At 57.1% G+C, this 12,555-nt stretch carries 7 protein-coding genes; 2 read left to right on the top strand and 5 right to left on the bottom strand.

Annotated features, from left to right (window positions below; genetic code table 11):
- Positions 1-262 precede the first annotated feature (262 nt).
- Both mutL and AB1E33_RS21540 read left to right on the top strand, forming a co-directional pair.
- Complete coding sequence (gene mutL / locus AB1E33_RS21535; RefSeq protein WP_372579304.1) at positions 263-2,122, top strand: DNA mismatch repair endonuclease MutL; 1,860 nt, start codon at positions 263-265, stop codon at positions 2,120-2,122.
- Positions 2,119-3,357 (top strand): DNA recombination protein RmuC, encoded by a 1,239-nt coding sequence (locus tag AB1E33_RS21540; protein ID WP_372579305.1) that lies wholly within the window; start codon positions 2,119-2,121, stop codon positions 3,355-3,357. Before mutL ends, AB1E33_RS21540 begins: the two co-directional genes overlap by 4 nt.
- Positions 3,358-3,724: 367 nt before the next feature.
- Here the strand turns inward: AB1E33_RS21540 and AB1E33_RS21545 are convergent, their stop codons facing one another.
- The 5 genes from AB1E33_RS21545 to AB1E33_RS21565 all read right to left on the bottom strand — a co-directional run bounded on the left by AB1E33_RS21545 (position 3,725) and on the right by AB1E33_RS21565 (position 12,488).
- Positions 3,725-4,054, bottom strand: a complete 330-nt coding sequence (locus AB1E33_RS21545) for a Pepco domain-containing protein (RefSeq protein ID WP_372579306.1) — start codon at positions 4,052-4,054, stop codon at positions 3,725-3,727.
- Complete coding sequence (locus AB1E33_RS21550) at positions 4,051-7,278, bottom strand: CHAT domain-containing protein (RefSeq protein ID WP_372579307.1); 3,228 nt, start codon at positions 7,276-7,278, stop codon at positions 4,051-4,053. Before AB1E33_RS21550 ends, AB1E33_RS21545 begins: the two co-directional genes overlap by 4 nt.
- 575 nt (positions 7,279-7,853) lie before the next feature.
- Positions 7,854-10,277 carry an arylsulfatase gene (locus AB1E33_RS21555; RefSeq protein WP_372579308.1) on the bottom strand — a complete coding sequence of 808 codons (2,424 nt, stop codon included), beginning with the start codon at positions 10,275-10,277 and terminating at the stop codon, positions 7,854-7,856.
- Between the two features lie 894 nt (positions 10,278-11,171).
- Positions 11,172-11,822: a ChrR family anti-sigma-E factor gene (locus AB1E33_RS21560; RefSeq protein WP_372579309.1), complete on the bottom strand. Its 651-nt coding sequence runs from the start codon at positions 11,820-11,822 to the stop codon at positions 11,172-11,174.
- A gap of 6 nt (positions 11,823-11,828) precedes the next feature.
- Positions 11,829-12,488, bottom strand: coding sequence for a sigma-70 family RNA polymerase sigma factor (locus tag AB1E33_RS21565; RefSeq protein ID WP_372579310.1), 660 nt, complete (start codon positions 12,486-12,488; stop codon positions 11,829-11,831).
- Between the last annotated feature and the right edge of the window lie 67 nt (positions 12,489-12,555).

The following is a 12,555-nucleotide window of genomic DNA, read 5'->3' on the forward strand; positions in this document are numbered from 1 at the left end:
AAAAATCCCACATTGTTCCGGCCGTAAATCGCCGCTAGACCCAAATGAGGGTTTCCCGGTCCAACATGTCGCCCTACATTCAGGGACAGGGCAGGGGCATAGTTACGCTCCTATCCACCACTCACGATGAGCCCGGTTCCCGTGTTCGCAATCGCGTCGCCCGATCCCCCCGATCCGGCTGACTCGGGACACGGAACCGGGTGTTCTTCGTCTTGGGCAACCCTATGGCAGAATCGTGCGGTCCTATGCTAGGTTTAGCGGTATGGCGCATCCGAACCCCAATATCAGCGAAGAGCAGCCCGTCATTCGGCAGTTGGATGAAAGCGCGATCAACCGTATCGCCGCCGGTGAGGTGGTCGAACGACCAGCTTCGGCGGTCAAAGAGCTGGTCGAGAATGCGATTGATTCCGGGGCGCATCGGATCGGGATCGACATTGCGGATGGCGGCAAGACGCTGATCCGGATAAGCGACGATGGCTGCGGAATTGCGCCCGGTGATCTACCGCTGGCGCTGGCGCGACACGCGACCTCGAAGATCGACGGCAGCGATCTGCTGAACATCCACACTTTCGGGTTTCGCGGCGAGGCGCTGCCCTCGCTGGGTGCTGTGGGTCGCCTGTCGCTGACCAGCCGCGCTGCCGGGCACGAGGCGGCGGTGATTGCTGTGACCGGAGGCCGGTCCGAGCCGGTGAAACCTGCCGCGTTGCGCAACGGCACCGTGGCCGAGCTGCGCGACCTGTTCTTTGCCACCCCTGCGCGGCTGAAATTCATGCGCTCGGACCGTGCCGAGATGCAGGCGATCAGTGACACGGTCAAGCGGCTGGCCATGGCCGAGCCGGGTATCGGATTCACCCTGCGCGATGTCTCGGGCGGAGGTGAGGGGCGGATCACCTTCCGAACGGATCGCGAGAATGGCGATCTGTTTGATGCGCTGCACGCACGACTGGCCCGCATTCTGGGGCGCGAGTTCGCCGAGAATGCGCTCAAGATTGATGCCACGCGCGACGGTATTCGCCTGTTCGGCTATGCCGCCCTGCCGACCTATTCGCGCGGTGCGGCAGTGGCGCAGTATTTGTTCGTGAATGGCCGCCCGGTGCGTGACAAGATGCTGACCGGCGCGCTGCGGGCGGCCTATTTCGATTTCCTCAGCCGCGACCGGCATCCGGCGGCGGCGCTGTTCATTGATTGCGACCCGACGCTTGTCGACGTGAATGTGCATCCCGCCAAATCCCAGGTGCGATTCCGCGATCCGGGCATTGCGCGCGGGTTGATCGTCTCGGCCCTGCGGGCAGCACTTGCCAGGGCCGGTCACCGCGCCTCAACCACTGTGGCAGGGGCGACATTGGGCGCATTGCGGCCCGAGGCACCGGGACACGCGCGGGTCTATCAGATGGACCGTCCGTCTCCGTCGGCCCGCCGCGCGGCGTATGAGGCGCAGGCACCAGGCTTTGCAGATTTCTCAACAGCGTTTAGCGGCCAGATTTCCGATCCCGCCCCTGTTGCCTCTCCCGTGTCAGAACAGGTCGATCCCTTGGCCGAGCGTCTGCCATTGGGCGCGGCGCGTGGGCAGGTGCATGAGAATTACATCATCGCCCAGACCGAGGACGGCGTCGTGATCGTGGACCAGCACGCCGCGCATGAGCGGCTTGTCTACGAGAAACTCAAGCACCAGATGGCCGAGACCGGCGTCGCCGCGCAGGCCTTGCTGATCCCCGAAATCGTCGAGTTGAGCGCCGGAGACTGCGCCCATCTGCTGGAGGCGCGCGGAGATCTTGCAACCATGGGTCTGACGATTGAGGCCTTTGGCGGATCAGCGGTGGCAGTGCGCGAGACCCCTGCCATTCTGGGCGAGGTCAATGCCGGCGCCATGCTGCGCGATATTCTCGACGAATTGGCCGACCAGGGCGAAAGCCAGACGGTGCAGGCCCGGATCGAGGCGATCTTGAGCCGGGTAGCCTGCCATGGTTCGATCCGGTCGGGCCGCCGGATGCGCGGCGAAGAAATGAACGCGCTGCTGCGCGAGATGGAGGCGACGCCCCATTCTGGCCAGTGCAACCATGGCCGCCCCACCTATGTCGAACTCAAACTGGCCGATATCGAACGGCTGTTCGGACGCACATGATCGAATTCAACGGCACTCAATATTCTCTGGACGATCCCGCCGTGCTGGCCGCGGGAGCTGCGGCGGCACTGGCTCTACTGATGATCGTGCTGCTGTTTCTGGCGCTGCGCGCCGCAAACCGCTCGGCCCGGATGGCGGCCCCCCTTTCGCAGCAGATGGCGGTTCTGGGGCAGCACGTTCAGCAATTGGGGCAGGGGCAGGAGCAGTTGCGTGGCGGGCTGAGCCATGTTTCGGACGCTCAAGCCAATGCGCAGGTGCAGGTAATCCAGACGGTCGAGTCGCGGTTGTCGAATGTGCAGCAGCACATGAATGACCGCCTGGCCGACAACGCCATGCGCGCGCAACGGGCGCTGACCGAAATGCAGGAGCGGATGAAGGAAACCCTGCACGGCTCGTCGAAACAGACCGCAACTTCGCTCACGCAATTGCAGGAGCGGCTGGCCACTATCGACAAGGCGCAGGACAATATCACCAAGCTTTCGGGCGATGTGCTGAGCCTGCAGGACATCCTGTCGAACAAGCAGACGCGTGGGGCGTTCGGGGAAATCCAGCTCAACGATATAGTGTCCAAAGCGCTGCCTGCCGACAGCTATGCGCTGCAACACACGCTGTCGAACGGCAAGCGGGCCGATTGCCTGATCCGCCTGCCGAACCCGCCGGGGCCCATCGTGATCGACAGCAAGTTCCCGCTGGAGGCCTATGAGGCGCTGCGCCGAGCCGAGACGCAGGCGCAATTGCAAGAAGCGGCGCGGTTGATGAAGACGGCGTTGCGGGCCCATATCAGGGCGATTTCCGAGAAATACATCATCGACGGCGAGACCGCCGATGGGGCATTGATGTTCTTGCCCTCTGAGGCGGTCTATGCCGAGCTGCACGCCAATTTCCCCGATGTGGTGCGCGAGGGCTTCGACAAGCGGGTCTGGATCGTCTCGCCCACCACCTGCATGGCGACGTTGAACACGATGCGCGCCATCCTCAAGGACGCAAGGATGCGCGAACAGGCGGGTGCCATCCGCAAGGAGTTGGGGCTGCTGCACAAGGATGTGGACCGGCTGGGCGATCGGGTCGGCAATCTGGACCGGCATTTCGGTCAGGCCGCCAAGGATATCTCGGAAATCAAGATTAGCGCCGAGAAGGCGGGCCGAAGGGCGCAACGCTTGGACAATTTCGATTTCGAGGAACTGGCGCCCGAGGATGCGTCCAACGTAGTGTCCCTGAGCAAATCCGAGACCTGAGGCTTTTGGGTTTCATACTGTCTGACGTCGGCGCCCAGATACCCTTCCGCTTCCACCAAGCGACCTAGTAATACACTTGTGCCGATGGGGTCGCGGACTTGTCCGGCAATGACGAACAGGCTGATCAGGCGCCATTTACCAGTGCGCTTGAACCAATGGCCCACCATGGCTCATCTGTCACACACAGCATGCAATTTGGTATTCGTTTCGTCCTTGGTGCGGACAGTCAGGCGTCCGCCTGTTTGCATCAATCCTCACGGCCTTCGCTATAGGGGTGCAATGGCCAACGCTCGAAGACACTGAAATCGCAAACATTATCCACGAAGGTCAGATCGCGCTTGGTATCTGTCCTTTGCAACACATCCAACTACTCGCGCTTGAAGACAAGCTTCATGCTTGAGGATGCCTGAGCGCTTAAGCCGACACCCATAAACCCTACTTTGCCGTCTGCCCCAACTTGGACCGAGACCTCGACGGTATCCATGCGCACCCCGGCGCCCGCCGCAGCCTCTGCCTTGTCAAGCATCGACGCGACCGTTTCTATGAAAGTCGTCAGATTTGCTTCCATTGCATCGGCGCTCAATTCCACTGCACGTGCTACGCGCGATGTATCTGCTTGCCCACGCGCTGACGTGGGGCGACCAATCGGCTGCGCTTCAGTCTCTGTTTCAAATATGAACACTTTGTTCGGACTCATTGGTTTTCTCCCTCGTTTGTGACATGTGCGCTTGAAGGCGCACCAAAATACTGGAAGCCTGCCCAGAACAGCGGCGCACGAAATGGTCTTTCGTGACCTGCATACGCTTGGTCGAGCCATTGGCACTGCATATCAATCGATGAAATGGCGTGTTCCGTAGCCGCATCGGCGCTGGCAGTGTCTACACGCATTTGAAGCGTCTTCAGACGTTCCAGCGTTTCATGCGCCGTCAGCTTGCGCAGCCAATGGCAGGTCTGCGCCAACGCTTTTGCAGGCGCGCTACCCGTTGCAAGTTCCTGTTGCAGACGCGTGATCAGCAGGAATGTGGCTAGATCGTCGACCCGCCAAGACGGTGCAATCAGGCCGGAAACACCCGCCGCTTGCAAGATGGCAGGAAACCCAAACGGTTCGTCGGAGTTGCTTTGCTGAGAAACCCCTGCCTCACAACACGATAAAATCAGAAGCGAGCACGCGGCGCTTTTTTCTTCAAAGAGCTCGCTAATATGCAACGGCCCATCGTTGAATTCGATACTTGAGGACCAAGGGTTTTCGGACACAAATTCACCATGGGCGGAAACAAGTATATGATCCGCAGTAGCCACTGATCGACGGAATTCTCGTTTGGTTGCCTGCCAACCTGTCAAAACGCGCCCATTTTCAACGAACACGCCTTCAAGCCGGGCAAATGGCAAATTGTCCTGAGGATCGAGGAATAAATCCATGTCGGCGGGTCCAGCAGTCCGGTGGCTGGTGTCCATGGCGACGCTAGAAAAGTCGTCGAGCGTTGAGGCGACCGCGATCTCATCGAACAGTTCGGATACATAAGCGCCGCCCAGCAAACGGGCATGCGCGATTGGTAAAGCTCGCAACAGGCGATGAGGTACGATAACAAGCTCGCTGCCTCCATCGCAAAGACCAGGAGCAAGCCGTCCGAGAAGGCTGCCAACCTGATCCAGAATGAGATGGCTGATTGACTCTGCGGCCATCAAAAGAAGTTCCGGGGGAGCGCCACTTTGAACAAGCGCGCGCTTGACGCCTTGATCTAGTGACCAGACGTCTACATTTTCCCAAGTTTTGAAGGCCTCTTCACGAAAATTTTCGTAGATTGGTCCACCAAGCCAGTGTGCCTCGATATCTGCGTCTTCGCCCTGGATCGAAAAGACCGCAATTCCATTGCTACTGCAAAAGATAGATAGCACCCGTCGGCCGGGTGCAGAACCGACCCAAGAGAGCGCGACCTCAACGGCGGGTGTCATCGCATCGGCCATCAATCCGGGTCTTGCTTCCCCACCGTGTCCCTTCTGCAAAAGACGAGAAAGGCGACCCTTCGCGGCTTCGGCAAAGGCCAGTGTTTGCGCTGCGGGAACGCCGCTTTTGATCCGGGCTTCAACACCAAATCCATCCAGCCTACTCCACTCCTGCAGCATGGACTGCCAGACAACCGGATCGGCCTCACCAACCGTGATCCGGTGATACAATTGGTCAATTGCTTGATCGCAATAGCTGAGCGCTTCTTCGAAATTCTCTTCTTTCAGAGCAATGCGCGTGCGCAGAGAACCAATCCGAATGCTGCCATCCCCAATCGGCAGGTTCGAGTTGAGCTTGACTGCGATTTCGACTTCGTGCCGCGCGTCGTCAATACGCCCAAGAGCCAACAGTATGCTGCCTCTGTTCGCATGTAGCATCGTACCAATTTGATCGATGCCGTTCGCTTCGACCTCGAGTGTCAAGGCCACTGCCCGATCTATCGCCTCAAGCGCCCGTTCCAGTTGCCCCAGATCCCGCAGGACATTGGAGTATGAGTTCCAGAATACACTCTGAGATTGTTTGGACACAGAGGCCACTCTGGAGACCAGATCCGCGTGCAATTCTGCGGCTTTCGGCAAATCCCTTGCCTCCGAGTAGCGCATCGCTCTTTCGAGTAGAACGGTCAATTGCTCGTCGGGTGAGATTTCGGGTTCGGCAAGTAGCTGATCGAGTACGCCTATGGCGAGATAGGGCTGCGACAGCGCACTTGAGAGAGTATTGTATTGGATCCCAATATGAAGTGTTTTCCTGAATTCTCCGATCTCTTGCGCAGCCGCAAAGGCCGCTTCCAGTGCTTTGTTCGCTTCGCCCAGCGACCCGATACCGATCCCGGCACCAACACCTAACTGGACCGCATAATCGAGCATTTGGAACAATAGTTCCCTGAGTCGTGCGGTGTCCGGTTCGTTGTTGGCTTCGCGTTTTAGGCGCAGGGCCTTAGTGTAAGCGGTCAAGGCATCGTGTAATTCCAACCTTGCAGGACGTGCCGATGCCTGACCAAACGCCAGCCAAAGATCTGCATAAAGATCCGGGTTCGGCGGGATCGCAGTGCCTTCGACTATGTTGAGTCCGCGCTTTGCAATTCTGGCAGCCTTGCGCATATCGGATGCATCCGCATCGCCGTCTGAAACGTGGAACGAGAATTCGCGGAGGAAAGCAACAAGATCATTCAACGCCTCTTCTGCGGCACGCTTGTCCGGGCTGGCTTCCGCCGCGCGGAAGACGAACTCCAGCCCGAAATCGAGGGCATCCGCAGTCACGAGACCTGCGTCTCGTGAGGCGCGGAATCGAGAAACCAGGTCGAACGTCTCGGGGTTGGAAACAAAGTGGTCTGCATGCGCAATCTCTTGAGCGGATCGGACATAGTCGGCAAAAGAAAGCGGTGGAGAGGCAGGTAGTCCGTATTCCGGAATGTTCCCGTCAGCTGTGACGTCGATCAGCTTGAACAGCAAACCCCGCAACTCGCTTGCGGGTGTTAGTTTCGGACTCGCAGGTGTTTGCTGTGCATCGATCAGTGTCGCCAGCGCTGTCAATCGCGGGTGCTGAATTCCGCAGTCTAGGGCGCGATCGAGGGCCGACGCTGCGGCCTCGAAATCGCCGGTATAGCGCCCATGGAGCACAGCAATATCCCAGTGAATGTCAGGAATTGTGTCATCCAGTAGCAACGCCTCGTGAAGGAACTGAAAAAAGTGTTCAAGTGCATCCGGTGGAGGGATGACTTGCAAGGCATCCGCGACGTTCATGCGGTGCTCAACAAGGCCACCAAAACTCAGGGCCTGCGCGCGCCGCAGGACCGCCGTGTCGTTTTCTCTGCGTGCTTGGGTTAATATCTCTGCGGCCACACCATAGCGCTTGGCCCGCTTTTCGGCTTCGGCCCGCTGAAGTGCATAGAGTTCTTCTCGGTCTGGATTGACCATAGGAAGAGCCTTAAAGTCGTTAATCAAATAATCCCTATTCTAGCTCATCCACCCACATTTCCAAAGTCGCCAATCCAAGGAACCTAACTGGCAGGGCAGCCAAACCATAATTCCAACGGTCTGGGCGCAGTACACTGTCCCAGCCTACGTTGAGTGACGTGGTCTATTTGGCTGCTGAACTGTATCTTTGGTCAACGGTCCGAGATCAGAGTAAGCACTCTAATCCTAAATCGAATATGAGATATTAAGAGGCATGCCGCGTACAAGACAGAAGGTGGTCAAATGCACTCAGGCTTCGCGCAACAAGAACCATTGGATTTTTTCGATCGGCGTCTTCGGAAGCGCATCTATAAAGGCAAACACGCGCGGGTATGCTTTCTGAAAAATTGCCATCGCAACCGGACACAGGCCATTTGCCAACGCCAGAAACCCTGCTTAGCCAAGCAAACTGCGACGAACGGAAGTTGGCTTGAGGACGATTGCTGATGATGCTGACCCCGGACTTGCTAACAATGCCAACATTACACTTTGAGGGCGCCGTTGATGACGGCACCCTCTATTCTCTTTTCTAGCTGTTACTGGCGCTTTAGCATCCGCTTCGCGGCGGCCTCCATGCTCTCGTAGCTTTCGCCAGAGACAGACACTGCCACTTTCTGGATGGTACCACCGATGAACGCCCCTGGGGTCGCGTACATCTGACTTACCGCGTCTCCGCTGTCATAGCCGACGCAGAGGCCATCACCCGAAAGCGTAAACTTGCCCGATTGGGCCCGCATGGCACCCGAGGCGACTTCCTGATCATCGACATAGAGCTTCATTGAACCCAGAACCTCGCCATTGTCGCCGGTGCCCGTCGCGTCGAACTCCATGCCTATGGTATAAACCCCTGTTGCGAGTTCGATATCCGATTCAAACACTTGCTCGGGTTGGATTCCGAGGAAGTTGTAGACGTAGTAGAGCTTTTTGTCCTTGATGAAGAGCGAATGACCACCGAAGCGTGAACCATGTGCAAAGACAACACCAGACGTGGCTTCATCCTCGATCTCGACATTGGCTAGGATTTTATAGTCCCGACCGCGAATGTTAACGGCCACACCTTCCGGCACACAAGCGGTGTTTGGATAATAGATGTAGGTATCACGTGCTGGCTCGGATGTAGGCCGATCGATTCCAAGAATCTCGACTGCGCTTCGGTCATCCAGAGGAAGGACGTTGTTCTTGGCGGCTTCGTCGAACCAAACCTGAATCAATTCGTTTAGCTTTTCAGGTTCCTGTTCTGCCAGATTGTTCGCTTCCGACCGGTCCACGTCAATGTGGTACAGTTCCCAGACATCTCTGTCGAAGTTGCTCGTGCCGGTCAGAGGCGCGTGAACGGCAACCGCCTTCCAGCCATCTTTCCAGATTCCGCGTGTACCCAGCATTGTATAATACTGCACTTCTTTCTGGGTTGGGTCGTCCGGCGCGGAATCAAAAGAATAGGCCATAGAGACCCCTGACAGGGGGTATTGCTCGACGCCATTGTTGGTCAGGGGCATTTCCAATCCGGTAATTTCCAAAATCGTGGGTACGATGTCGACTGAATGGTGATACTGATGTCGGACTTCACCGCCTGTTTTGATGCCGTTGGGCCAGGATATGATCAACGGGTCATTGGTACCACCGGCGTAGTTCGAATATCGCTTGAACATCTTAAACGGAGCCGAAAACGCAGCCGCCCAACCGGTTGGGTAGTGGTTGTAAGTATCCGGTCCACCAAGTGTGTCGAGATATTTCATGTTTTCGTCCAGTTCATCAGGATAGCCGTTGAAAAACTTGTTCTCGTTGACCGAACCGTTTGGTGACCCTTCTCCCGACGCGCCATTGTCCGCAGCATATATGATCAGTGTATTCTCGTATTGCCCAGTCTCTTTGAGGTAATCGACAATCCGGCCGACCTCGCTGTCGGTGTATTCCGAGAACCCGGCATAAACCTCTGCCATTCGGGCGAACAACGTCTTCTCATCGTCGTTTAGACTTTCCCAGGGCCGCACAGCATCTGCAGGGTTGGCAATGTCTTCCGGCATGAAATTAAGCGCGGTATTCACCGTGCCTTCGGGCATGATACCTTTTTCAATCATAGCCTGAGTGATTTCTTCGCGATAAACGTCATAGCCTTCGTCAAAGACACCTTTGTACTTATCGGCCCATTCGGTAGAGGCGTGGTGCGGCGCGTGGTTGGCGCCGGGGTTGAACCACATGTACCAAGGTTTGGATGGGTTCGTCGCGTTCTGATTTCGCAGCATTGTTATGGCCTGATCGGCCAGATCCTTGGAGAGATGATAGCCGTCCTCAGGGCTGTAGGGCTGCTCAATGAATCGGTTGTCTTCAACCAGATCGGGATACCATTGGTTGGTCTCGCCCCCTAGGAACCCATAAAAGCGATCAAAACCTTGGTTCAATGGCCATTCAGTGCGACTGGCGCCAGAGGCAACATCCTGCTCTGGCACGTTGTGGTTTTTTCCGATCCAAAAGGTACTGTAGCCATTGGATTGCAGCACTTCGGCAATGGTGGTCACCTGTGGCGGCAACCGCCCGCTAGCGCCAGGGAAACCATCTGCAGTCTCCGTAATTGCAGCCATCCCATTGAGATGATGATTGCGCCCCGTCAACAGAGTCGAGCGTGTGGGCGAGCACAATGCGGTTGTGTGCCACTGCGTATATGTCAACCCTTCAGCGGCGAGGTCGTCAAGCGTGGGCATATTAATCTTGCCGCCATAGGGAGACCAAGCGCCGAGCCCGGTGTCATCGTAGAGGACAAACAAGATATTTGGAGAACCTTCCGGCGCGGCCTTGGGAATGAATGGTGTCCAGTCAGGTGTCGAGTCACGCACGTCCAGATCAATTGTCCCGTTAAAGCCCGGGTATCCCAAAGGCTCTTTCATTTCCGGTGCATCCTGAGAAAACCCGGGCCGCGGAATCAAAGCAATTATTGCTCCGAAGACAATCAAGCGTTTGTTCATGAAACAAACCTCCAATTAAATGAATGGAATGGAACAGTTGGGGTCATCGTTCCTCAGATTCATCTTAACGATGAGTAACTCACAATCAACAGTGTGTTTTCGCGCCTTTCTAATTGGATGCCAATCGGGTGAACTTCTGAACTGACGAAACGATTGGCCTGCGGTTCCGTCTTCGACGCTGAAGCAACCGAAAGCATTGCCTCGGGCGCGTGGGGCATGCATCGATTTGAGAAACATCTTTTGGATTTACCCGATGGGGTTTTTTGATGCCACGCGCCAATATGCGAGGTTTGAGAATCGCGACTTACTACATTCAGTATTTTCGGGTTGCTCTACCCCTAGGTGTTTGAACTCAATGCTTGATGGTGCGATCCATTCGATGGAATGGAAGAAAGCCCAATGGGACAGATACGTCACGGCAGCGCCACGTACCGCTGCCCGGCAGTCGTTTGCACGACAAGCGATGAGAGGGGACGCACACCATCCGAGCAACAATATGGCGACCCGCCACCCGACAGGACATTGCACCGCACTGTCCCGAGAGGGACAAGCTTCGAGCGCCGAACTGAGCCGCGAGCTCGGCATCAACGTGTAGATCGTTGCCAAGTTGCGAAAGCGCCAAACGGGCGAGGCTAAAAAGACGGGGCCAAAGGCACCAAGTTCGACTGTTCTATGATAAGACTGCCGAGAGCTTCCCCGGCTTCTCAGACATTGCGTCAATCCGCCTCTGACTCCGCATTTTGTCAACATTACCTAGTTGTGGGCGGTGTCTTTGACACTTGCAGCCGCAAGCTTGCCTGGACGTGATATGCGCCTTCAAAGGCGACTATCACTCGAATTGCAAATCGCGTTTCCAAGGCCGTTCGAACGGGCTTGTGCATCATTTGAAGCAGATCAGATGCGCAGAAAGGGCTGCACCAGCCTCGGGATCAGGCTGTTGAATTTCAGCGGCGCGTCGGTGACGGCAAGGCAGATGCAATCTGCAGAAATATCGGCGACCGGCATATGCTCAAGATCTTCGTCTGCGATTTCCACATCGCCGCGGGCAAACCGGTCGACCTCGTCCGAGAACGCGCCCTGCAGCACCATAGTTAGTTCCATTCCCTTGTGGCCGTGATCGGGCACGGCGGCGCCGGCGGGGATGAACAGTAATCGAGCAGAGGCTGCGGCGGAGGTCGGCAGAATCGCCTGTTTCACCCCCATCCCTACTGGTTTCCATTTGATTTCCGAAACACTGCCGCCAACGTAATCGCGCAACGGTGCAGGAAGCACGTCACAGGAGGGGCGCTTCGGCGTTTCAGCAGGTGCGCCACCAGCAATCAGCGCCAGCGTTGCGTCAAGCGCGCCGTCTGCCAGATCGGCCGTATCCGGCACGTCCTGCAACATGCAGCCCCCCAGCGCGTCATAGCTTTCGGCCTGCGCGCGGCAGGCGTCGCAGAGCGACAAATGGGTGGCGACCATGAGGTTGAAGGCCTCGGGCAATGTGCCCGCAGAATAGCCCATCAGCAGCTCGTCGGTCAGATGATGTTTGATCTCATTGCTCATCTTCATTCACTTCATCGCATGGCGCAGCCTATCCAGCGCCAATCTAATGCGCGACTTGATCGTGCCAAGTGGCAACCCGGTCTGGGCGGCTATTTCGCGATGGCTCAGATCACCAAAATAAGCCTTTTCGATCAAGTCCCGCTGCGCCTGCGGCAAGGCTTTCAACGCCTTGCGCAGATGCGCGGTTTCCTGTTGCAGGGAGACGATGTCGGCTTGCTCCGGCTCAGCCTCGGGCCCCCAGGTCAGATCCTCGGGCTCGGGCCGGCGTTCCTTGCGCAGGAGGTCGATCCGACGGTTCCGCGCGATCGTATAGACCCAGGTGGCCACCGATGCGCGCGATGGATCGAACAGATACGCCTTGTGCCACAGGGTGGCCATCACCTCTTGGGTGCATTCCTCGGCCTGGCTCGGGTTTGAGCCGGACTTGATGAGAAACGCCTTCACCCGTGGGGCGAAGTGCCGGAACAGTTCGGCAAAGGCGGCCTTGTCCTGCGCATCACGTATGCGCAGCACCTGAGACACCCATTCCGCTTGCGGCTTGCAACCATCGTCTTCCCTGTTCACCGCCATTTTTCCCTTGCGGATACTTGATTTCCTCTGCCGCATGACCTGATCCACGGCATCAGCCGCGCTTTCGATCTCAACGGGTTCCACTTCGGCGAACATAAACAGGTTACGTGCATCAGCCCAAGCCGGATCACATGCGCCGACAAAAAATATTTTCTTTTCATCC

Origin of the sequence: Ruegeria hyattellae, assembly GCF_041537925.1 — a bacterium.
In the GTDB taxonomy this organism is placed as follows: domain Bacteria; phylum Pseudomonadota; class Alphaproteobacteria; order Rhodobacterales; family Rhodobacteraceae; genus Ruegeria_C.

What these genes read in the sequence shown, in the direction of transcription:
- AB1E33_RS21540 (WP_372579305.1), top strand. Translation starts at nt 2,119, where the DNA reads ATGATCGAATTCAACGGCACTCAATATTCTCTGGACGATCCCGCCGTG.
- AB1E33_RS21565 (WP_372579310.1), bottom strand. Translation starts at nt 12,488, where the DNA reads ATGTTCGCCGAAGTGGAACCCGTTGAGATCGAAAGCGCGGCTGATGCC.
- AB1E33_RS21555 (WP_372579308.1), bottom strand. Translation starts at nt 10,277, where the DNA reads ATGAACAAACGCTTGATTGTCTTCGGAGCAATAATTGCTTTGATTCCG.
- AB1E33_RS21550 (WP_372579307.1), bottom strand. Translation starts at nt 7,278, where the DNA reads ATGGTCAATCCAGACCGAGAAGAACTCTATGCACTTCAGCGGGCCGAA.
- mutL (WP_372579304.1), top strand. Translation starts at nt 263, where the DNA reads ATGGCGCATCCGAACCCCAATATCAGCGAAGAGCAGCCCGTCATTCGG.
- AB1E33_RS21560 (WP_372579309.1), bottom strand. Translation starts at nt 11,822, where the DNA reads ATGAGCAATGAGATCAAACATCATCTGACCGACGAGCTGCTGATGGGC.
- AB1E33_RS21545 (WP_372579306.1), bottom strand. Translation starts at nt 4,054, where the DNA reads ATGAGTCCGAACAAAGTGTTCATATTTGAAACAGAGACTGAAGCGCAG.